The sequence below is a fragment of the Pseudoalteromonas sp. AWH4_217 genome (genome assembly GCF_056161105.1).
In genome coordinates, this window is sequence record NZ_JBSWYM010000020.1 from 66,526 (window position 1) to 89,575 (window position 23,050).

A 23,050-nucleotide genomic window follows, 5' to 3' on the forward strand; every position below is an offset into this window, starting at 1 on the left:
TTACAGTGAACAAAAAGTGATTACTTAGTGAACTGTGGTTGATGTTGATAATTAGCACGCAAGTTGGGCACTCAGAGGGGTTTTTCCATCGTGTAATTAATCAAAGTGACGCCATGCCTCACAATTTCGTTGCGTTTTACCATTGCAAAACCGCGCGTGGCAAAAAAGCGACGTGCAGGTTTAGAAGCTTCGACATACAAACGGGGCAGCCCCTGCTCTCTGGCCTGCGCTTCTAACTTACGGTAAAGCGCGCTTGCAATGCCCTGTCCCTGAAACTCTGGGTGCGTATAGGCGCAATCGATATGACCATCATCATCCAGTTCGATAAAACCTGCAATACGTCCGTTTAGCACAGCGACCCAGGGACGCTTGTTTGCCAACCGCTGTGACCAAAATGCATAGTCGGGCGGTGTTGGCGCCCACACGGCTTTTTGCGCCTGAGTGTAGTCGTTTTTAGCAATTGCATGCACTGCACTATGAAATAAGTCTGCAATTTCTCTGGCCCAGCTACTTTGATACCGCTTAATATCCATACAATACTCCGTACTCAAAGCGCCAGTGTACCTCAGGTTTGCACGTGATTTAACAGTGATAGCAGACAAAATCTGACGCCAGTCATTGCCTGCACTAACCGGGTGAATTCTTCTCGTTTGATGCGGGTCAATGTAGCATAAAATGGCTATGCTAGGATAATCACTCTAATCGTGCTCATCCAGTCAGGGATATTGTTATGACAGACATTCAAACTCCAGATGCACCAGCCAACCTGCTACAAAAAAAGCGGCTCTGGCTGCAAATAGTGGTTGCGTTGATACTTGGCATCACCATAGGTTTACTACTTTCTCCGCAGGGCATGGCGCTGGTCAGCCAATCGGCAGCAATGGACATTGCTCAATGGGTAGCGCTACCCGGGCGGGTGTTTCTCGCCCTGATCCAAATGGTTGTTATCCCGCTGGTACTTTCCTCGATCATTCTTGGTATCGCAGGTAATAAAGATACCGCGTTTTTAAAAAAAGTTGGGGTCCGCATCTTACCTTACTTTGTTACAACCACTTTCGTCGCGGTCATTCTGGGCCTGGCTGTGGTCTACCTCATTGAACCGGGTAACTATGTCGATAGCGCTCTGTTTAGCGCAATTGCCGATCAGCCTGCGCAAGTCGTGGCGACCCAAGTAACGCAGACCTCGCTGCCAGATAAAGTGGCGGCCATTATCCCGGCGAATCCAACTCAGTCCACACTGGACAAAGACATGTTCGCCATCGTCATTTATGCAAGTTTTATTGGTATGGCGTTGACGACATTGGCCGCACAGCGCAAGGCACTGATGATAGATTTTATGGACGGGATCCAGTCTGTTTCATTACAAATTGTGAACTGGGCCATGTTACTGGCTCCCCTTGCAGTGTTTGGCCTGCTGTGTGATATAACAATCCGTATTGGCGTAGATGCCCTGATTGGCGTATCCGCTTATGTCGCCACGGTATTGTTAGGACTCGCCGGGTTATTACTCATTTATACCCTGGTCGCTTCGTTTGTTGCCAAAGTACACCCCATGGCCTTTTTAAAGGCTATCCGAAGCGCGCAATTGCTCGCATTCTCAACCTCCAGTTCTGCTGCCGTTATGCCATTGTCAATGCGCACAGCCCAGGAGCAACTGGGTGTAAAAAAACCGATAGTGCAATTTATCATACCACTTGGTGCCACCATCAACATGGATGGAACGGCACTTTACCAGGTGGTTGCGGCTATTTTCCTCACTCAGGTTTTCGGTGTGGATTTATCGGTGAATCAGGTGATATTACTTATTCTCACCACGGTGGGCGCATCCATTGGCTCGCCCAGCACACCTGGGGTAGGCATCGTGATCCTCGCATCTGTGCTCGCTACGTTTGGCATACCAGCAACTGGCATTGCGCTTATCCTGGGTGTCGACCGTATTCTGGATATGTGCCGTACGGTGATCAACGTTAGTGGTGACCTGACTGCCTGTGTGGTGATGAACCGCTGGTTGAGAAATGAAACATCTTTGGTTGAACGGGCGCAAATAGGCAACGATAAGGTTGTGACCAGTTAAGGTTCAGGGCGCTAGGCTCAAATTATTGCTTATGCGTCCATATTCGCTGCAAGTGAGGTACATATGCTTTGTCCTCACTTGTGAAGAGTGCCTCACTTATCAACACATTACTTACCTTGTAAACTTTCAATCTCCTGCCAGATTGATTCTGCCTCTGCAGTGAGCATCGCATAACCACGAATATCACCATTACGCTGTGCATGCATGGCTTGCTCTAGTTTGGCATCATAGGCCTTACGCAGCTTTTTGACCGGATCACGTTTTAAGAACTGAAACATTGTTAGATTTTCCTGATGGCAAATTTAACCTGTTAAACGAGCCTCAAACCTCTGCGGATCATCGCATAGTCGGAACTATACCTGCTCAAAGTATTAATAAGCGCCGATAAAGGCCCACTTTTGCAAACTGTAATCTGCTGTAATTGCCCTCATGAATGGCATGACCTATAAAGTTCCAGATAATACCGATTCGGACAATCACAACGGCCAATCCCTGATCACCATTCGCGAACCAAAAGGACCAATATCATGACTGAAATTTCGACCATGCCTTTACCTGCGCCTATAAATTGGGACGAAAAAAGCTCGGAAGCAGAACTACATATACTGGGCCTGGATGGCGTGTTTTTAGAAAATCAGCTCAATTTGCTGTGGTATCTCGAGGCTCTGGCAGAGGTATGTTCTGAAGTAAACCTTGCCAGACGCAAAGATATCGCAACTTTCTGGCAGCCCTATTTATACAGAGAGCCCGGATTTACGCTGCAAAATTTCTTTTCTCAATGGTTAACTTATACCCCAACACCGGACAACCCGGGTTTATACATCGAATACTGGGACTACCTGGTCAATACCGAGTCCGGTTTAAAGCTGGCTAATGACGGCTATTTCAGAGGCTGGTTTCGACAGTTTCTGAACTTTCATGGTGACTGGATAAACAGCACATCGTCAACAGACACATTAAGTGCCTGGATGACATATACAGGTACAGAAGAGCACCCGTTTAATATTGATCATTATGAGCGCCCGGATCCACATAGCCCACAAGGGGGGTTTCGGTCTTTTAATCAGTTTTTTTTACGTAACCTCAAGCCCGGACAGCGGCCTTTGTGCAACTGTGCAAGTGACAGTGGTGTCGTGATCTCCCCCTGTGATGGTGGCGTGTTTTTTTTAGAGCGCGGCAGCAATGAGCACAACGATAGCCAGGCAAGCAATCGCTACTTGCTACCGGGTAAATCGGGAGATCATTTTAATCTGATTGAAGCTATCCCCGGTTATGGCCGCTGCTTTGTCGGTGGTCCTCTACTTGACATTCTGCTCTGGTTTACCGATTACCACCATTTCCATGCCCCCGTATCCGGCACCGTCATAGAACAGGGTTTGTATGAGGGCTCTTATAATTATGACTTTGACAATTTTAACCCGAGACACCCCTATGATCCGCTACCACCAAAAAACAGCGACAAAGTTGGTTGGTACCAGAAACTGGGTAAGCATCAGCGTTATGTCTGGGTGATTAAAACACCCGATCTGGGGTTAGTCGCCATGGTTGCGATTGGCTTTTGGGGTGTGGGCAGCATAGTCAACGCCATTGAAACCGGCGCAGACATTGAAAAAGGCCAGTTTATGGGCCACTTTGGCTATGGCGGCTCTTCTATCGTGCTGGCTTTTGAACCAGGCCGAAACTATCAATTTAAAGTTGGCGATCAGCCTGTGCGCGGACCGAATGAACCAACCCTTATGAAGGTAAGAGAATGCCTGGGTCGCGCTGTGCCGCCACTTGAGTGGTAATGGCAAGGAATCAAGATAGATACAACCCCGGGGACTGGATTTGCCTGTTAAGATAAAACCAACAGTCCCCGGCATCCATGCGACAGGTATTGTTCTCCACTGGCGTCCTTGCGAGGGAGAGGCACGCAATAGATGCAGTATTAACCTTGCTTGACCTCTAACATTGCGTCCATACCATAAGCGCCGTAGATATGTTGCATCGCCTTTTCTCTGGCTTCATTGACAGCTTCAATAACTGGATTCAGACCGGTGCCGTCTACCGTTGTTCTGAACGGACGTGCTGAAACTTGCGTCTGCAATAACTGTAATACAGCGTCAGCAACCATTTGCGGGCTGGGTGCATTTTCGGCATCGTGACCCTGTTCTGTACCCGCCCACATTTGTTCTGGTGCATCAGCATGTTCGCCATAACTTTCAGTTACAGCTTTATCACTGGATCTCAGCAAATTCGCACCAAAGTCTGTGCCAAAACCACCAGGCTGTACGATGAGTGACTGAATACCAAACTGAGACAACTCAACCCGATAGTTTTCCGCCAGACCTTCTACCGCATGTTTGGTCGCGTTGTACGAACCCAGGAATGGCAACACGAACTGGCCCAAGATACTGGAAATCTGGATTAAAGTGCCCTGCCCACGCTGTTTCATATGCGGTAATAAAGCCCGCGTCATACGCTGTACACCAAAAACATTGATATCAAACACACGCTTGAAGTCTTCAATGTTAAAACTCTCTTGCCAGCCAAGCGTACCAACGCCTGCATTATTAATCAAAACATCGATATGTCCTGCCTGCTCAAGTGCAGCATTCACGCCCATTGCAACACTATCATCGTCGGTAACATCAATATCAATAACATGAACCCCTTTACCTCTGAGCTCGTTGGCAACCGATGCATTGCGCCCTTGTGGGTCGCGCATAGTGCCCGTAACCGTAAAGCCGTGGTCTGCCAGTGTATTCGCAATAAGATAGCCAAATCCGCTGTTTGATCCGGTCACTAAAACTGATTGTGTCATGGTATTCTCCAGAATTTTTAAATTTTGTCTGTCTGGCGTACAGCTTGAGACAAGGCAGCTGTACGCATTTTGGGCTACACCTGAATGTAGCTTTATTGTTAGTCCAACTGCTTAAGTAACGCCTGCGCTACTCCAACTGACGACTTGTTGTTCTGACCGGTGATCAGCTCACGGTCGATAACAATATGCGGGTGCCAGTCTTTTTCACCCCGAGAATAATCTCCGCCGGCTTTGGTCAGCGCGTCTTGAGGCCAGTAATACAATTCGTCACCCCCCAGATAATATTGGGTTGCAACGGCTTCCTCAGAGTTACTGAATGTAGTCATGCGATATCCCTCATAAACCCAGCCCTCTGCGGGTTTTGCATTTTTGCCTGACTTCATTGCTACTTCGAATTCAGCGGCATTTGGCAGAGCTGAAAGCAAAGCAACCGGGCCATGACAGACCAAACCAGTGGGTTTTTTCTGCGCATTAAAGTGGCGCAAGAACTCTCCCAGCTGCGGGTTAGCAACCAGGTCACCCAATGGTGCGTGGCCACCCGGCACAAAGACCGCATCAAATTTATCAATACCAATTTGTTCTATGCGGGCAAAACTGACAACCGGACTGTCGGTCTTATCATCAATTTTGAGTTGGTTGAATAAGGCCCTATGAGCCTGATAATTCGACTTGCTGACGTCCAGAAAATGATCGGGTGTATCTGATACCGGATCGAGCCTTGGTGCCATGCCTTTAGGTGAAGCAAAGGTCAGTGTGTGACCTGCATCCAGAAATAACTTAACCGGTTCCATTAATTCGTTCAGATAAACGCCTGTCTTGTAGTCGTAACCGTTTTTCAATGTCATTTGTGCCGTGTCCGACATCACTACCAAAATCTCATCGGCCAGACTCAGTGGGCTTGCAATCAATGCAGTCAGTGCTGCGAGTGTTTTTAATTTCATGTTCATCTCCTGAAGTTTGATGACGTGTGTTCTTAACTTGGGTCTAGAATAAGCCGCCCCACTTCATTAATGAAATTAATTGCTTTAATATAGCCATGAATGCAAATAATGACCCTGGAGGTAGGCGTGAGTAATATTTCGGATATCGAGCTCAATCAGCTGCGTCTGTTACAGTTAATATTTGAGACTAAAAACCTCACACGAGCCGGTGAGCGTGCGGGTCTGACACAATCAGCAGTCAGCCATACGCTGAAAAAGCTGCGCCACAGCTTTAATGATTCGTTGGTTATTCGACAGGGCAATAAATTGATCCTGACCCCACGTGCAGAATACCTGCAATCCCAGCTCAATCGCTGGTTAAATGACTTTGAACGCCATATTCTTACTCAGGAGCAATTTGACCCAGCTCACTCCAGTCGTACTTTTTTTATCGCCACCAGCGATCTGGTAGAGCAATCACTGGCCCCGGATTTAATCCCACATCTAAGCAAAGTGGCCCCCAATATTCAGGTGGTATTTGCCAAGCTCGATAAACGGGGCTTTGCAAGCCAAATTGAAAGTGGTGAGGTTGATTTTTCAATCAGTGTTATCGAGTCTAGCCACCCTGCTCTGATGGTCACCACCTTGTATAAAGACGACTATGTGTCCGTAGTAAGGCAAGATCACCCTTGTCTCAGTTCTGTACTCGACCTGGCCAGTTACTGCCGCTATCCACATATTCTGGCGGGCACTGCTAAAGATATTCGGGGAACCGTGGACGACGCGCTGGACAAACTGGGACATACCCGCAAAGTTCAATATAAAGTGGCTAACTTCTCAAGTGCCCCATACATTGTCGAAACCAGTGATGCCATATTCACAGCACCACGCAAATTCATTGAGGCAGTGAGTGCTAAATTTAACATTGCAGTGTTTGAGCCGCCGCTGTCAGTCCCGCCGTTTTCGATGAAAATGTACTGGGATATTCGCAACAAAGACGATCAGGCAAGTCGGTGGTTCAGACAGGAAATCATCTCTGTCGCGCGTCAAACAACTCCCTAGACAATACAAGTATTTGCTCAGCTAAAAAGGCGCTGATCATATTAATTTTATTGGCAAATACCTGGCTTGAAGCGGAAATTCCTGTAATAGCCTGTAATGGTTTAGCGGGTATATTTGGTCCATTATTTTTGCATACCGTTATCACTCGCACTCCCTCGGCTCATACAGCAGGGAGTATGCGCGTGACCTTTGAATTAACCCGTCGAAATGACATCGACATATCACTCTCATCAGAGCCTGTTGTTAATGATCGGCGCAAAAATAAGGACTGTGCAATGACTAGCAAAACCCAACAATCATCCGTTCGCCCCTACCCCGAACTGAAAGGCAACGAACCCACGGTACCTCAGTTCGGAATACTCGATAAACTTCATGGCACCTGGGTTAACTGGAAAGGCGGCCCTAAAGGTTTGCACACTACGCCAATGCCCTCTCCCGGTACTTCCTCAGAAACCGTATTTGGGGTTTTTCATTTCAAATCGCAACAATACCGAGAGCAGTTAACCTTTTCTAAAGTAAACGCACCGGTTCGCAACCGTGCAGGCTCCAATGAACAGTTTAATGGCCCGGTCAAATACGAAACAGCCATCATTGATAACAACGATGATCTGCAACATTTTGAAAACGGCATGTACTTATGGTTGGGCGATAATACTATGCCATGGGAAGAAAATGGTCAGTATCAAAACCCGCGTACTATGTTCTCCCGCCCTTCAACCGCTGCAACCGTTGATGAAGACGGCGGCGTTCCGGTCATTGGCCCTGGCGAACAAGGTCCTCAATTTGTTCCACCTCACTCCATTTCTCGCTCAGGAGTGATCCCCCATGGCACCACCATTCACCTGACAGGCAACGTCACCCATTTTGATCAGAACCAGAAACCCAAGCCACCTGAAAGACCTGAAATAGCAAAGCTTTGGGAGCAACCCTACCTGTCTATCTCTCCGACTATGGGTATAGATCCCGAACGCGACCTGATCCCGGGCAGTCTGAAAAAGCCAGACTGGACGACCAAACCACGGGACGAGCAAATAGACTACCTTGGCCAACCTGAGGCGCATCAGGGGGTAAACAGTGCCCGCGCCTATTTCCTGAATATCTTTAACTACAATAAATATGGTGCCAAGTTCCCCTATACAGTTCAGCCAAATCTGTTGCTTTCAGAGTTCAATGAGGGATTAAACTTCAAAAGCTATGATCTGATCGAATTAGACAGCCAGCATGATACTGGGGTACAGGGTGCAACGGTCAATAATGTCATGATTGAGCGCTACTGTCGTGTGGTTCGCATGCGCCATCGCATGTGGCTGGAGCGCATCGAACTGGAAAATGGAAAAGAGATAGATCAGTTGCAGTACGAGCAAATCGTGGATTTTGAGTTTATGTTTGGTGCCAGTGGTGAAACCACTCAGTGGCCGCATATTCAGGTCAACACATTGCGACGTCTGGAAGATATCCCTGAAGAGGATCAATATGACGCTATCAAGCTGCCTGAAGAAGATGAACCCGTTACCAAACCCAAAGCCCGGGTACATTGCATGAACCATAAAGCGAAATAAGGTAACCAAACTGAGTGCAACTTCTGTCAGAGCAAAAGCTTGCAGTAGACGCACTTATCTAATCATGGTCACTTTTTGGTGCCTCTCAAACATAATGCGGGCAGCACAATCTGCGATGAAAGCTGGTGTCCTGCCTCTCACAACAGAGGTTTTTTGCAAAAACGCGGGTATCAAGTCGCCGGCGCTGTGTTTTTCGAGACTTATTTGCTGATGCCGATCCAGTTGAAAAAATTCCAAGGTGCGTTATCAATGCATAGCTGATGCTTTTCCTCCCAGTCTTGGTTAATTGTTTGCCTGGAGCGTTCAACAAGTTCTCCGTCAGAGAAAGCATACACCATCGCATCGTACGTATACCCCGTTTGAAGTGGTTCATCATCTTTGGTCTTGCAATATGTGGGCACCATATCACCCAGTCGCACCTCTATCTTTTCACTAAACCAGCTTGCTTTGACCGGATAAGCGCTTTGACCAAAAAATGGCACGGGGTCAATTAAAGGTGGGGTCTGAGAACAAGAATCCTGCACCAGCGAGGTTAACCAAAGCTTACCTTCCTTTAATTCCCAGGTCCCTTTGTAGCCTCGCCAGTTCGCTGTACACCACCCTCTGCCAACCAGCCTGGACTGAATGTCATCGTAGTTGTAAAGTGACTCGAGGGGAAACAGATCTATGCCATGCGCTTGCCCTTCGACAACAAAGACTTCCCTGACTTGGTGCGTTGCAAGGCACACCCCGCTATATAACAGCAACGCAGGTAAAAGGTAGTTATGCATAACGCCTCACTATGCCTCTAATCGGGCGCACATTTATCAGATACGGGGTATTTAAACGACTTACACGTGTATAAACAAGTGCTTTAGTTTTCATACCTATCATCTTACCGGGTTGAGCAGGGTAAGGTCCGTTACGCTTTTGGCACTTCCCCTCCCCACAATCAAGATTATTGGATGAGTACAACGAAAAATAATAAGCAAAAAGAACTAAACTGGCATACATACTGCTTATCCATGTCGGCTGTTCAACCTGACAGCACTAAACCAAGTCTGTGGTATTTAACACAGAGCCTCAGACACTTCATTTTTTCCTAAGGAGTAGAGTAAAATGAAACAACTTTTAATTTCCAGCGCCCTGTTGGTTTGTGGTACTTTTTGTCTTTCTTCTCATGCCAGCAATTTAGACCCTCAGCTTCAGGCTAAGCTGGACGAAGCTTACTATCTTTACGATTCCGGGCACTACCAGGAAGCACTGGACAATGTTCACTGGTTGGTCGAAAAAGGCGTGGCGCTCGATCACAATTTTTATGGCTACCGACTGGGTATCGTTTTTCCACTTTGGCGTAATCTGGCGCAGGATTTTGAGCCAGCTCGCATCAGTTTTAATCAGCTACTTGAGTCCAGTGTCGAAGACGCCGTTAACTCGCCACAAAACTGTGCAGCTTTTGACGATGCTCGCTCGCTGCTGAGGCTTCAGCATCGAGTTACCGATATCATCTCTGTGCTGGAGGAAAAAGAAGCGACATATCCTCAGGTGTGGTCTCGTTGCTGGGATGATACGGCCACACTTGACGCTGTGGAGTTGACGTCTAAGCCGCTAATTGATGCCTATGTTGGCGATTTATCTGATCACTTTGCTGCACACTATATCCCTAGAATTGAGCAATATTACAGCCAATGTTCAAAAGATGAGGATTATCGCGAGGCATGTCAGGAAGGAGTAAAAGAACACCTGAACGCTGTCTCATATGCATTTCGACACGCGGCCATGACCCATTACGGCCTGAATGAGGCGGGTCAGGTCGGTGCACTGACCCTTGCACTTCTGTTAAAGTGGCAAGAACAAGGTAACTAAACCCGTTCTTCTTTCCTATAAGAGGCAATTAATTGCCTCTTTTTACATACATTTTCCGAGCTGTCAGATTTATCCTACTCTTGCATCGCCAACTCACCGCTTTTCTAACACCTCGATCATCGCCTCAGCCACAGCCACCGAAGATAAATAGTTCTGTCCGGTGATCAGTCGTCCATCTATTTCTACAAAGGGTTTGTTGCGCTCACCATGACGAAAATCTCCACCTCGCGCTTCAATACGCTCGCCAATCATAAATGGAAATTCTTTCAGGTACTCAGCCCCGACACGTTCAAAAGATTCGGGGTAGCCACTGACACGTCTGTTGGCGACCAGATACTCCCCGTTGCTCAATTTCAGATTGACAATACCGGCTGTACCATGACAGACCGAAGAAACAATACCGTTATTCTGCTCATAAACCGTCATCGCAATAGCCTGAACTCCGGGATGTTCTGCAACCTCATACATAGCATTGCTGCCACCAAGGTAATGGACCGCTTGATATTCAGAGGCATTCACTTCCTCTGGTGCAAAGCTGTTACCTATCGCGTACATAAATTCGGGGTCGTAAAGATACTGCTTATGAATTGGAATTGACGTATTCACATAAGCCAGGCTTAACGCTCCACCTCGGGTACTCATAAAGTCTACTTCATACCCGACTTTGATGAATGTGTCGTAGGCATAGACCAGCTCAGAAAAACTGGTCCCGGCTGGTAAGTCACTGTCACCATGAAAACTGGCACTGGATGCAATGAAGAGAATTTTTTTATTTTTATACTGAGCACTTTGGTCCGTTGCTGTCTTACTCACAATCTGCCATTTCCCTGCAATCTGTTTAAGCAAGACATGATCTATATATGCCTGGTAAGGAGGTGCTACCGTAATTTTCAGCCGAGCCATGGCGATATCACCATCGATTTTCACAGAGAGTATCTTGCCCCGACGGTTGCGATTGTTCAGCGGCTTAAACCAGCTACTGTATTGCTCCATCGATACCGTCCAAAAGGGTTTGGTGTCATGAGACAACAGTAGCTGAGCCTGCGGATGAAAGGCATTTTTGATTTGGGCAGGCTGCCCCATTTCAGTTCCCTTTAAGTAGTCATTTAAAGCACGTAAAACGCCTGCCTCATCATCAGCCAGACTACTGCCACAAAACAGCAGGCATAGCAAGATCAGCAGGTGTCTAAAAAGAGTTTTCATGGTGTTTCTCCGGTTAACTTAATGTCACCTCACCATAAAACATAACCTTAAAAAACAAGCTCCTGAATTATAATCTAAGTGTTCAGAATGATAATTTGACAGACTTTGCACGAAACTGATTGGGAGTTTGACCACATTGCTTTTTAAACGCCGTATAAAATGTCGAGCTGGCGTTAAAGCCACACTGTTCAGCAACTTGCTCAACTGTCATGTTCTGCTCCTGTATTAACAGTTTCTGGGCGTGCTTTACTCGATAGCCATTAAGATATTGATTGAAGTTACAACCGTGTTGTTGATTCAAATGTTGAGACAATTTTGTATGGCTAACACCCAAACGTTTGGCTAACCTGGGTAAGGACATAGAAGGGTCCGTGAATAGCTGCTGCTCATTCATCAAGCTCTCTAGCATCGCGGAAATTTCCGCACTCTGTTGTGGTGAAATAACCTGTGCCGCGTATTTTTCTTTGCCTCTGCTATGCCCAGAAAAAACCACAATGCTGAGATACAACACCATAGAGAATGACAAAGCGCCCACAATGTAAGACGTATAGGCTGAGGTAAAATAGGCAAACCAGATAAGTGCGCCGCCACTAAGCGCGATAAAAGGCAAATCGCGCCATACAGGGAGGTCCGGATGCGATTTTAACTCGGCCAGTTTGTGCCGGTACACCCAAGCCGACACCAAAAGGTAACCAAGCCATACATAACTTGAGCCGCGATACACCCAGGTTTGCCACAATTCAGGATAACTTTGATACGGGTATATCACGCCAACGAGGGCAACCAAAACAAGCCACAATGCAAAATGCCCGCGCAGTAGCCAGCGAGCTTTGTTTGGGTAAAGGCTACGAAAACAAAACGAAAAAAGGCTCGGTCCAATCAAACAGCAGGCACTCAACCCCAGCTGCAAAAAGTCTTTGCTCAGCCCGGGACTAAAGTAAAACGCAACCGATTTGCCAATCCGAATACTCAGCATAATCAACAGCAAAGACAGCCAGGGAGCTGCGGCAATTTCCCTGCGTTTATGATAAACCCAGGCAGCCAGTAAAACGCCATTAAATGCCCCAAGTGAGGCGAAGAAAAACAGAAAGTAGCGCGAAAATTCCATTACGATATTGTTTTAATCACAGACCCCTGCACTATCGCATATCAACATGGCTCAGCCAAGCGCGAAAGGGCCTCAGCGTACCCGATATCGTCAGACGCTTCAGGCTCCTCACTCACCCCCCTTGCTCTCTTCCTGCTCTATCACCTGGATGGTTCTTTCTACAAACCTTTTATAAGCTGTGTCTGGTAAAAACGGCACCTTGCCTTGCACATTAAATCTGGCGACAATTTTCTTACTCTCATTCTCTGCCATAATTTTCTCAACACTGTAGCCTTTTTTTCTGAACACACGTACGGTCTCCACCCACAGGAGCGTATTGGCTCTGAATTCACGCAGTGACGCTTTATTTGACACAGCGCCATGCCCGGGAATGATCACACTCTGTTCGTCTCCGATTTGTAAAATGATCTCGATGGCATCTTTAAAGCCCTGCACCCCTCCCGCATAAAAGGTGGGATGCCAGCTGGTATCAAACACATCTCCGACAAAAATCGTGTTACTCGGCTTGTGATAAAAAATGTTGTCTACCGAGGTATGAGACTTAACCATAACACGGGTGAACCCGGCCAGTTTAACGTCGCCTTCGACAAGCTGAGCTCCACGTTCCATGAAATAAGCATTGCCTCCCGAGTGGTCTTCGTGATTATGCGTATTTAAAATATGGGTAACCGGTTTATGGTGAATTTGATCAACAGTTTTATATAGCTGGGCCAAGTTAGTTTTACCTGGCATAGGGTCGATTAGTACCACGCCGTCGGAGGATTTAAACAATCCGATATTTGTGCCGTAGTCTTGCTCCGTAAGAATATGCAGGTGTTGCGATACAGCCTGAACCTGAATAGTGGCTGCAAGTGTTACGAAACTACCAGCAAGCAATGGCGTTATCAACAATGCTTTTAACATGGTCAACATGACTCCCTTTCTTATTATTGTGAGGCACAAGCGGTCTGTACCGGTTTACCGTGCTACTATGATTAAGCATAAATTAGAGTTAACATCTAGCTTCTATTCGACCAAAGGAATGAAGCCTGATGAACAGCGTACTCTTGCTTTTAATTAGCGTACTGAGCTGCTCGCTCGCCTATGCAAAAGATGAGGTTCACTCTGCACCGTTAGAGTTTGCCCACACTTTGACATTTAACTCTCAGATACTGAAACAGAATCGCTCAGTAAACGTCTATTTACCAGCAGAATATCAAAAAAATACACAACAAACATACCCGGTTATTTATCTACTGGACGGTTCAAAAGATGAAGACTTTATTCACATTGCCGGATTGGTACAATTTGCCAACTTTCCCTGGCTAAACTATCTTCCACCCAGCATTGTTGTGGGTATTAGTAACCAAGACAGAAAACGGGATTTCACCACCCAAAGTAACAATGCACTGGATAAACGTGACCTGCCGACCCACGGTGGCGCTAAATCATTTATTGCATTTCTGGAGAATGAACTCCGACCAATGATAGATAAGCGTTACCGCACCAACCAATCAGATACCCTTATCGGTCAATCGTTGGGGGGCTTACTCGCCAGTGAAATTCTGTTTCATCACACGTCACTGTTTGATCACTATGTCATTGTCAGTCCCAGTCTGTGGTGGAACAACGAGTCTTTACTCGCCAGTAAATTTGCCCCCACTAGTCTGCCAAAGTCTGTTTACATTGCGGTAGGTAAAGAAGGTGACGTAATGGAACGTGTTGCGAAACAGCTATACGATAAAATAGCCACTCAACTTAAGGGCAAAAGCCAGTTACATTTTCGTTATTTTGAAGAACTGGATCACGGAGATACCCTACATCTCGCTGTATACGACGCATTTAAACAAGTTGAGTATAAATAAGAACGTGTTGCGAAACAGCTACACGATAAAATAGCCACTCAACTTAAGGGCAAAAGCCAGTTACATTTTCGTTATTTTGAAGAACTGGATCACGGAGATACCCTACACCTGGCGGTGTACGACGCATTTAAACAAGTTGAGTATAAATAAGAACGTGTTGCGAAACGGCTATACGATAAAATAGCCACTCAACTGGTATGCGGCTTAAGTGTCTGGGCAAGTTTATAATAATCAGTTGTAAAGACAACGACCAAAACGCCATTAAAAACCCCATATGAAGCGAGGAGATGCATAAAGAAGCGCGAAAGGGGTCGCCTCACGCTCAGTGCTCATTTGTCCGATTTATCATCGCTTGCAGGTAGCGCTAATATGAACATTGCACCGTTGAGTATCTCGCTGGTACCCACCTCTATCGTACCAAAGTGCTGGTCACATATTTTTCTGACTATTGATAACCCCAGTCCATGTCCGCTTTGCGCTTTGTTTCTTGCTTTATCGGCGACATAAAAGGGCTCAAAAATATGGGCCTGATGCGTGAGCGCTACACCGGGGCCATCATCATGTACTGTGATATATACTAATTGCGCCTGCGCATAACATACCAAACGCACTTCGTTATCAGCATATTTAAAAGCATTGCGTACGAGGTTGTCGAGCGCCCGCATGAGTAATCGTTTGTCAGCCACAACAATAAGGCTGTCTGGGGTAATTTGGATTGTCAGGTTCACAGTGCACGGCTTATCTTTTTGCCACCGTTTTTTACCGTCATGTAATAATGCAGCCAATTCAATTGGTTCCGGCGACAGTGCACCATGATCGCTTTCCATTCTGGTATAATGCAGAAGCTCGTCGACCATCTGCTCCATTTCCTCCGAGTCTTCAATGATGCTGTCAACCGTCGCCGCTTGTGATTCATCCAGTTTCGTTTCTTGCAATAGTTCAGCCTGCCACTGGACCCGAAATATCGGTGTACGAAGCTCATGGGCAATCGCATTTGTCAGTGCTCGATTGCTTTCAATTAACTGTGCAATGCGGTCAGCCATGTCGTTAAATGACTGATTGAGCGAGCCTAACCTGTTGGAACTGGATAACTCTGCCCTGCACGACAAATCTCCCCGGGCAAAGCGTCGTGTTGTATTTTCCAACATTCTGACACGACGTAAAATCAACCAAATATTCACCAGATTAAAGAGAACGAAACTGCCAAGCATAAAGATCCATGCCAGGTCCTCTTCCAAATCAATTTTCTGCCTGACAAGACTACTGTGGTCAGGCACATAACTGAATATGGCTGTATTTCCAGCCAGACGAAACCACAAGGTACGGTCTTCATCAAAATAAATATACTGCGATGAATTCTCATTGAAGAACTCAGAGACAATTGCGGTTGGTCTCTCATGTGACTGTAAAAGCAAATGAGACTGCTGTGCATACTGCTTCATTGCTGCCAATGCAGACGCGCCCCCCTGATGATCGGCAATATTCTGTAGCAGCTGTTGATGTGCCAGTGCCTCGTCATCTTCCAGTACAAACTCATAGTCTACTGCCAGTTCGTAAACAAGAATTTCATAAGCAACCAGTGCCCCGATAAAGCAGGCAAACAGAATAGCCAGTGATTCAACAAAGATGCGTTTCATTATTTCCCAGCTTGTCTCGGGTTAATCAGATATTTACTACGACCACGCAGTACTGGCAAACAAGTAGCCTTTGCCTCTTATAGTCAGGATCCGCTTTGATGCCTCCTGACTGTCATTGAGCAGCTTGCGTAAGCGCACGACTTTATTGTCTACCGTCCGATCGATGCCATCATACTCAATACCACGTAGTGCTCTGGTCAGCTCATCCCGTGACATCACTTGGTCTGGATGACTGGCTAATATCCACAGTAGATCAAATTCACTGTCGGTTAGTTGAATAACCTCGCCGTCCAGTTCGCAACGCTTGTACTTATTTTCAAGCCTGAGCAAACCCAGCTGCATAACCTCCGGGTCCGCCTCCATTTCGTGGCTCGGTCGGCGAAGCAAGGAACGAACACGTGCAAGCAGTACTCTTGGTTTAATTGGTTTCATCACATAGTCATCAGCGCCAATCTCCAAACCTGCAACATGGTCAAAGTCATCATTACTTGCTGTCAGGATTAAAATCTTACCCCGAAACTGATTACGGCTTTGTCTGCATATTGTCAGCCCGTCGGTGACAGGCAACATTAAGTCGAGTAGTACTATGTCCGGTTGTGTATCACACATAGTGCTGACTGCATGGCTGCCGTCTTCTAAAGTCGTGACGTCAAACCCCTGATTGATAAAGTATTCACTAAGTAGTCTTCGAAGTTTCTCGTCATCTTCGATGATTAGCATATGTTGCCGGGTCATGGTCACCAATTTTTATATTCTACTAATGGCAATAGTATACCCGCGCTTTGTCAGAGCCCGAAATACATTCCTGTACATCTTGATGACTGAAGCCGCCTTCACACTCGGTTACCATGCACTCAACAAAATTTTTGCGTGGAGATATCACTATGAAAACCTTTAAATTATTGCTCGTTGCAGCCTGTGTAGCCTCTGTATCAGGGTGTAATTCGGGCTCATCAAAATCGACCGGTCAAAAGACTACACCAACCAAATCTGTCACACCTACAAAAGTAGAACGACCAGCAGCAGATCATACCTTTTCAAATACTGAGCTGGAGGCTCTGCTCACTGAACGTAACCAGATACTGAATTCTGTTAAAATGAGCTTCGAAGGTAAGTCTTACAATCAGGTTCAGTACGCTGAAGAGTTAGATGAAGGACAATGGGTGATCAAACTTCAGAGTTCAGATGCTAGTACAGTAGACTTGTGGTTAAGTAATGCTGACGACGGTGACTGTTTGATTTACCAGCCATCTGTCATTACAGATATTTTTAAATGTGGCGAATCTACTCGTACAAGCTCTGATAACAGCACGGTGATTCAATCTACGACTCAAAACAGAAAATCTGACATTCAAGTCGAATTCCAGACTGACGCACTCAAACACATAAGCAGCATTGGTAACACCGTGCTGACAGCTAGCAATAAAGACAACAAAGTCACAATCAACACCACTTTTGCATTCAACGAGTTCTTTCGTGAAATACTTAACAAGGATGGCAGTAAAGAGCGTATTAACGCAACACTCGGCGTGACAACATACTTGCAAATGAAAGACATTACGAGCCGCTTTGAAGGTTCCGAAATGACCCTGGCATTTTCAACCCACATTGGCGGCAGTGCAGACGACGACATTAATATGTATACAGGGCTGCTTATCAAAGATAATAAAATGGCAACCCATGTAACCCGAACAGGTTCCGTTTTTTCAGGTGGCACCGACCTTTTTGCGGCGGGTAATCCGCGTATTTTACAAAAAGCGAGTGACACAATAGCAATCGAAAGCAACAAACAAATTGGCGTACACAGTTGGGGAAACGGTGAAAAAACGGCTTTAGACATTCCCTATACTGATGTAAGTCACCGTAAGCAAGCGACCTATTTTGACAAGGTGCTGGGCCAGCAGGGTATCGACTTTTATATTTTTACTCTCAAGTCAGCGCCATTTAACGGCGAGCACTGGATAACCCAGGCTGATTCTGACAAATATAACTTTATTACCGTTATTGAGTAAGCCTCAGGTAAATACCCTACCACTTGCTTGATTCATCGAGTAGCTGTGCCATGTGAGTATCATTACTCTTATGGCACACAACTGGCCTGACAAAGGTATACAACTACCGTTTTAGTTACCATCTATGTCTGAGTTGCACAGTCATGTGCTTTACAACATCCCCCATCAGCGCCGCTTCATGCTGTGTAAAAGCACCCAGAAAAGCTTCAACACTCTCAGAGCTAGCTTACATACACAATTTGGCCGGCAGATGAACAAAACAATCACATCTTCCTGCTTTTTTATCCCTTTTGTGATGCAAAGTTCATATTAGCCACGTATATTGCTTGGTTCTGTTTTTTTGTAGTAATGATGTTATGCGCAGTTATGTATTTCTGGCCATGCTGGCTCCAGCTTTTGCACATTCAGCTGATATGCAGCTAAAGTATCTTGACGAGGTGATTGTTCCTGCTGACTTGCGGATCGATGGCGATAAGGTCGGTGGCTTGTCAAGCATTGAGTACACCAACGGCAAATATTTGCTGATAGCAGATGACTCTAAAAAACCGCGATATTTTCAGGCAAATATCAGTATTAACGGCAAGAAGATTGAGCAGGTTCAATTCGAAAAGTCTTTACCTCTGGTTGATAAAAAAACACATTCAGGGGTTGTTGATCCTGAAAGTTTACGCGTTGCTCCTGGCAGCGGCGATATTATCTGGACCAGCGAAGGAAGTATAAAATACAAACACGCCCCCGCAATTTTTATGCAAACACAGCAAGGCCAGGTAAATTTCGAGCTGCCCGCAATGTTCGATATCACCAAAAGTTCCGGGCCAAGGCACAACGCGGTATTTGAAGGCTTAACGGTTGCGCATTCAGGTCAGGGAATATGGGTGTCTGCAGAAGGTGCATTGAAACAAGACGGTGAAGAATCCACCATTGAGCAAGGCAGCATGGTTCGTATCTCCTACTTTGATTTTGCCTCGAAAAAAATGCAAAAGCAGTTTGCTTATTATCTTGAGCCCATGGTCAACCGCCCCGAAGCAAAACCCGATGCATTTCGCACCACGGGTTTGGTTGAGATATTACAGGTTAATGAGCACCAGTTTTTAACAATGGAACGTTCATATACTTCAGGCATAGCGGACGGTGGCAATGATGTCAGCATCTACCTTGTAGATATAAAAGGCACAACTGACACCAGTCGAATGACATCATTAAAAAACCAAACTTTGCGCCCTGCCAGCAAGACTTTATTGCTGGATATGGCCACCATCAAACATCAACTGCACTCCAAACACATTGATAACCTTGAAGGCATGACCTTTGGGCCAGTGCTAGACAATGGCAACCGAAGCTTACTCATGGTATCTGATGATAATTTTAACGTGCATGGGAAGCAGCTAAGTCAAATTTTATTGTTTGAGGTTGATACCCTGCAACCGCTACGTTAAGCCCATTAGGTGAGCGCCATTTTATTTTGCGAGCCTTGTTCGAACTTTATACACACCAGTGCTGAGCGCTACGGCAGGTACGATAAATGAATTAGACCTGAGCTCAGCTTCACTGGCTGGTGTGCAGCTCCTATCTGAAGAAGAAAATGTGACTCAGCCCAAAAAGCTAAGCATAGTCTGACGGCTGAGCGACTCAAACGTCATGAAACACTGAACCTGGCCAATCAGTTTGCTGCTTAGACCACTTTGCAATCGCTTCTCTGGGTGTACCTATAGGCTTGACTTACTTCCACCTTGGTGTAATTTATATGTGAACGAAGTAAACAAAAAACACTAAAAGGAAATTATTATGAAAGCTTATCTGTTACTCGCCGCTTTGGGTCTGGGTGTCACAAGTCTGTCAAGCCAGGCCGCGACCGTAGAATGTGTTATTAGCGGAACACCAACGCCTCAGGAATGGAGCAGCCCGGTATGTGCCAGCCCCACAACATCAACGGCTTCTTCCGTTGTTTTTCGACTCAATACCAGTAAACCCGTGGCAGAAGTCAGCTGGACTTACCATAGCCAGCATAGCGGCCGTTGGGATTGCAGAAATGGGCAATATTGCCGCTTTAGTAACTACTCTTCATCGCCCAGTGGCAGTGCAGAAGCTTGCGCAACCAGAGTCTTATATAAGGACGGAACATGGGAAAACCTGAACAGCTGCGCTTATGGTTCTTACTGGCACGGCTCAGGCCCAATCTTGAAGTCATTCAACGTCGATGTACCTGAAGCGGCTTTTTCATCCGAGCAATTAATCGACTAATACCCTCAGTTACAAAGCTGATCTGAGGTATTGACCTTGAGTATAAAAAAGCCCCACTGCTAACAGCGGGGGTTTTTTTGACACTATATTAAACATCCTGAAAGGATGAGCCTTGCGTCGCTATTCCCAACCATTGCGTCCTTATCGAATAGAAGGCGCATAACTTGGCGGTCTGTTGTCAGGTGCCTGTCCGAATGCTTTGTTTGGCGTATCACTCAAAGTAAAGTCCAGTGTCACAGGCGTGTTGATGTAAGACTCATCAATCCAGCTATTCAACGTCGTTTTTCCGTTTACTTTCAAAGCTTCAATGTAAATATGCTCATCCGAAGCCTGCGGCGCGTTCAGTGTTAAATTGCCTATCCTCGCCTTTTTAAACTGTGGGCTGGACAATACCAGATCTGCGCGGCCCGGATACTTAGGGTATAACCCCAGGCTGCTGAATACGTACCAGGAAGACATCTGGCCAAGATCATCCTGCCCGGGAATGCCATCAGGTGTATCCAGCCAAAGATCCTTCATTGTTTGACGTACCGTCTGCTGTGTTTTGTATGCCTCGCCAGTATGCAGATACATCCAGGGAGACAAGATCGATGGTTGGTTTGAAACATCGGAGAACTCAGCTGAATCGCGATACAGTACCCAGGTACCGTCAGGCTTGCGGAAGTGACTATCAAGCCGCTGGCTCATAGCCTGTTCACCGCCCAATACTTTCGCAAGCCCTGCACCATCGTGCGGGATCATCCACAGGTATTGAGCCGGACTGCCCTCGACAAACAAATGACCCGAGAAAGGATCAAAGTCTCCTTTCCAGCTGCCGTCTTTATTGCGCCCCTGGATATAGCCCAGTGATTCGGTTGCGGCCGGGTTGTAAATATTGCGCCAAAAGCCAGCTTCGTTTACGAAACGAGATGCATCCTGGTGCTTACCCAAACGTGCTGCGAGTTGAGACAAAGAAAAGTAGCTGGATGCTTGCTCAAGCGTTTCCGAAGCCCCTTCCCAGCTGTTTGATTGATCCGATATATAGCCTAATTGTTGCCACTGATCTAAGGAAGGCTTTTGACCACGACAAAATACCGGACAACCAACATCAGATAAGTCAAACTCAGTCGGTTCGGTCGCGGCTTTGTATAGAGAGTCATATGCTCCGGCGACATCAAAGTCATTCGCTCCAAATGCCACAAAATTGGCAATCGCAATAGTCGATGGGTCGCCACTCATCACGCCCGTTGGTCCGGCGTTGTGGGTCCAGCGATCCCATATACCGTTAAACTGATTTGCCTGATTAAATAGCGACTGAGCGATATCACTGCCACGCTTTTTGTCTAACAAAGTCACCAACTGTAATTGAGAGCGATAGACGTCCCACCCGGAAAAATTGGCATATTGCTGAGTTTGGGTCTCCTGGACGGCGTGCACCTGCTGATCAAACCCCATGTACTGGCCGTTTACGTCTGAAAAAACATTGGGATGATACAAGCTGTGATATAGGGCCGTGTAAAACACACTCAGCTTGCTGGTGTCGTCAGACTCAACACTCACCTTGGAGAGCTCCTCTTCCCACGCGTTTTGCGCATTTTGACGTACTTGAGCAAAACTCTGTTCTGACTGCTCTTTTTGCAGGTTTTCTCGTGCATTATCCAGGCTCACGTATGAAATGCCGACACGCATCTGTACCGTTTCTCCCGAGTTTATATCGAGATCGACCCAGACCCCCGACCCTTTCCCTATATCCGGCCAGCCATTTTCACCGTACCCCATCCCTCCTTGTGAGGAATTCTGCCCGGCAAAAACCTCCGCGTCTTTCCACGCACCAGAGCCTGAAATAGGTTTATCCAGCTTGGCAACAAAGTGGAGGGTGTAATAATCTCTGCGATTATACTCCCCCAGATAACCACAAAAGTTTCCAGAAGTGACATACCCGGTAATTTCGCCCTTGCTGGCGTTAACCTTTACATAAGCGTCGCCACTGCCGAGCTGGGAATAAGCCGTTCTGAATAGCAGTTTGGCGTTGTCGGCCTCCTCAAACGTAAAATTCGCGATACCTGTACGGGTTGTCGCGGCAAGCTCTACGTTCACTCCATTATCCAGCCCAACCTGATAATAACCTGGCGTCGCCGTTTCATTTTCATGAGTAAAGCCGGCACTATAGTACGCGTTAATCGGATCAGTCGCGGGAGAAAAAGTCACATCTTTGGTGAAAGGCATAACGGGAATATCGCCGGATGCACCCAGACACCCGGTACCAGATAAACGAGTAAAGGAGAACCCTTTTACACGACTTGCCTGATAGTTATAGCCACCGGGAGAAACGGGCACACGCTTCTTTTCTTCCAGAATCTTCTTTGCGATCCCTTCCGACTCCGCCAGCAAGTCTTCGGTGTAGGCATGCTCAGGACCAAAGTTAAACATACCGAATGGCACCAAAGCGCCAGGAGAAACATTGCCGGCCTGTCTGTGATTGAACGGGCCCTTAGTTCCTATCAAAGGATCGACATACGACACCACATCGGACACATAATTTGATTGCATGTTTACGTTCTGTATTGCATTTTTGTCAGCTGTGTTGGGCGCTTGACCACAGGCTACCAAAATAGCCGATGCAAGAGCTGCTAGGGCCAGATGCCTGGCTGGTTTATTTTGATTCATGACTGATTCCCACTAAAATGGATCGTTCCAATTTTTGTTTTTGATATTGATTAATTTGCGGGCACAGTGCCACTATTTTAGGTATTTGCACAAATT

At 46.5% G+C, this 23,050-nt stretch carries 20 protein-coding genes; 9 read left to right on the forward strand and 11 right to left on the reverse strand.

Annotated features, from left to right (window positions below; all coding sequences use genetic code 11):
- Positions 1-71 precede the first annotated feature (71 nt).
- On the reverse strand, positions 72-533 hold the full coding sequence (locus tag ACXAH1_RS20640; protein ID WP_475199238.1) for a GNAT family N-acetyltransferase: 462 nt from the start codon (positions 531-533) through the stop codon (positions 72-74).
- Positions 534-730: 197 nt separating this feature from the next.
- Here ACXAH1_RS20640 and ACXAH1_RS20645 point away from each other — a divergent pair, with 197 nt between their 5' ends.
- Positions 731-2,074, forward strand: a complete 1,344-nt coding sequence (locus ACXAH1_RS20645) for a dicarboxylate/amino acid:cation symporter (protein ID WP_475199240.1) — start codon at positions 731-733, stop codon at positions 2,072-2,074.
- A 107-nt stretch (positions 2,075-2,181) separates the two neighbouring features.
- Here ACXAH1_RS20645 and ACXAH1_RS20650 read toward each other — a convergent pair whose 3' ends face one another.
- A complete protein-coding gene (locus ACXAH1_RS20650; protein ID WP_138551441.1) occupies positions 2,182-2,352 on the reverse strand; it encodes a DUF6435 family protein in 171 nt (56 codons plus the stop codon).
- 249 nt (positions 2,353-2,601) lie between these two features.
- On the opposite strand from ACXAH1_RS20650, the gene ACXAH1_RS20655 reads away from it, so the two are divergent.
- Positions 2,602-3,861 (forward strand): phosphatidylserine decarboxylase, encoded by a 1,260-nt coding sequence (locus ACXAH1_RS20655; RefSeq protein WP_475199241.1) that lies wholly within the window; start codon positions 2,602-2,604, stop codon positions 3,859-3,861.
- Positions 3,862-4,001: 140 nt separating this feature from the next.
- Here the strand turns inward: ACXAH1_RS20655 and ACXAH1_RS20660 are convergent, their stop codons facing one another.
- Both ACXAH1_RS20660 and ACXAH1_RS20665 read right to left on the reverse strand, forming a co-directional pair.
- Positions 4,002-4,877, reverse strand: coding sequence for an SDR family oxidoreductase (locus ACXAH1_RS20660; RefSeq protein WP_138543667.1), 876 nt, complete (start codon positions 4,875-4,877; stop codon positions 4,002-4,004).
- A gap of 98 nt (positions 4,878-4,975) precedes the next feature.
- Positions 4,976-5,818, reverse strand: coding sequence for a type 1 glutamine amidotransferase domain-containing protein (locus ACXAH1_RS20665; RefSeq protein WP_475199242.1), 843 nt, complete (start codon positions 5,816-5,818; stop codon positions 4,976-4,978).
- 126 nt (positions 5,819-5,944) lie between these two features.
- On the opposite strand from ACXAH1_RS20665, the gene ACXAH1_RS20670 reads away from it, so the two are divergent.
- Entirely contained in the window at positions 5,945-6,859 is a 915-nt protein-coding gene (locus tag ACXAH1_RS20670) for a LysR family transcriptional regulator (RefSeq protein ID WP_475199244.1), read from the forward strand.
- Between the two features lie 275 nt (positions 6,860-7,134).
- Positions 7,135-8,418 carry a peroxidase, FMP-type gene (locus tag ACXAH1_RS20675; RefSeq protein WP_475199245.1) on the forward strand — a complete coding sequence of 428 codons (1,284 nt, stop codon included), beginning with the start codon at positions 7,135-7,137 and terminating at the stop codon, positions 8,416-8,418.
- Positions 8,419-8,618: 200 nt separating this feature from the next.
- Here the strand turns inward: ACXAH1_RS20675 and ACXAH1_RS20680 are convergent, their stop codons facing one another.
- Positions 8,619-9,188, reverse strand: coding sequence for a hypothetical protein (locus tag ACXAH1_RS20680; RefSeq protein ID WP_475199247.1), 570 nt, complete (start codon positions 9,186-9,188; stop codon positions 8,619-8,621).
- A gap of 328 nt (positions 9,189-9,516) precedes the next feature.
- Here ACXAH1_RS20680 and ACXAH1_RS20685 point away from each other — a divergent pair, with 328 nt between their 5' ends.
- Positions 9,517-10,263, forward strand: coding sequence for a hypothetical protein (locus ACXAH1_RS20685; RefSeq protein ID WP_475199249.1), 747 nt, complete (start codon positions 9,517-9,519; stop codon positions 10,261-10,263).
- Between the two features lie 93 nt (positions 10,264-10,356).
- On the opposite strand, the gene ACXAH1_RS20690 is transcribed toward ACXAH1_RS20685, so the two are convergent.
- The 3 genes from ACXAH1_RS20690 to ACXAH1_RS20700 all read right to left on the reverse strand — a co-directional run bounded on the left by ACXAH1_RS20690 (position 10,357) and on the right by ACXAH1_RS20700 (position 13,486).
- Positions 10,357-11,466, reverse strand: a complete 1,110-nt coding sequence (locus ACXAH1_RS20690; protein WP_475199250.1) for a nuclear transport factor 2 family protein — start codon at positions 11,464-11,466, stop codon at positions 10,357-10,359.
- 82 nt (positions 11,467-11,548) lie between these two features.
- Positions 11,549-12,574, reverse strand: coding sequence for a helix-turn-helix domain-containing protein (locus tag ACXAH1_RS20695; RefSeq protein WP_475199252.1), 1,026 nt, complete (start codon positions 12,572-12,574; stop codon positions 11,549-11,551).
- 108 nt (positions 12,575-12,682) lie between these two features.
- Positions 12,683-13,486, reverse strand: a complete 804-nt coding sequence (locus ACXAH1_RS20700; protein WP_475199256.1) for an MBL fold metallo-hydrolase — start codon at positions 13,484-13,486, stop codon at positions 12,683-12,685.
- Positions 13,487-13,605: 119 nt separating this feature from the next.
- On the opposite strand from ACXAH1_RS20700, the gene ACXAH1_RS20705 reads away from it, so the two are divergent.
- Complete coding sequence (locus ACXAH1_RS20705) at positions 13,606-14,418, forward strand: alpha/beta hydrolase (RefSeq protein WP_475199258.1); 813 nt, start codon at positions 13,606-13,608, stop codon at positions 14,416-14,418.
- A 329-nt stretch (positions 14,419-14,747) separates the two neighbouring features.
- Here the strand turns inward: ACXAH1_RS20705 and ACXAH1_RS20710 are convergent, their stop codons facing one another.
- Positions 14,748-16,055 carry an ATP-binding protein gene (locus ACXAH1_RS20710; protein WP_475199260.1) on the reverse strand — a complete coding sequence of 436 codons (1,308 nt, stop codon included), beginning with the start codon at positions 16,053-16,055 and terminating at the stop codon, positions 14,748-14,750.
- A 36-nt stretch (positions 16,056-16,091) separates the two neighbouring features.
- Positions 16,092-16,775 carry a response regulator gene (locus ACXAH1_RS20715; protein WP_475199263.1) on the reverse strand — a complete coding sequence of 228 codons (684 nt, stop codon included), beginning with the start codon at positions 16,773-16,775 and terminating at the stop codon, positions 16,092-16,094.
- Between the two features lie 164 nt (positions 16,776-16,939).
- On the opposite strand from ACXAH1_RS20715, the gene ACXAH1_RS20720 reads away from it, so the two are divergent.
- From ACXAH1_RS20720 to ACXAH1_RS20730, 3 genes are all read left to right on the forward strand, one after another.
- A complete protein-coding gene (locus ACXAH1_RS20720) occupies positions 16,940-18,067 on the forward strand; it encodes a hypothetical protein (RefSeq protein ID WP_475199264.1) in 1,128 nt (375 codons plus the stop codon).
- A 356-nt stretch (positions 18,068-18,423) separates the two neighbouring features.
- On the forward strand, positions 18,424-19,503 hold the full coding sequence (locus ACXAH1_RS20725) for an esterase-like activity of phytase family protein (RefSeq protein ID WP_475199266.1): 1,080 nt from the start codon (positions 18,424-18,426) through the stop codon (positions 19,501-19,503).
- Positions 19,504-19,852: 349 nt separating this feature from the next.
- Positions 19,853-20,308: a hypothetical protein gene (locus tag ACXAH1_RS20730; protein WP_475199267.1), complete on the forward strand. Its 456-nt coding sequence runs from the start codon at positions 19,853-19,855 to the stop codon at positions 20,306-20,308.
- A 141-nt stretch (positions 20,309-20,449) separates the two neighbouring features.
- Here ACXAH1_RS20730 and ACXAH1_RS20735 read toward each other — a convergent pair whose 3' ends face one another.
- Positions 20,450-22,954: a GH92 family glycosyl hydrolase gene (locus ACXAH1_RS20735; RefSeq protein ID WP_475199268.1), complete on the reverse strand. Its 2,505-nt coding sequence runs from the start codon at positions 22,952-22,954 to the stop codon at positions 20,450-20,452.
- Positions 22,955-23,050 lie beyond the last annotated feature (96 nt).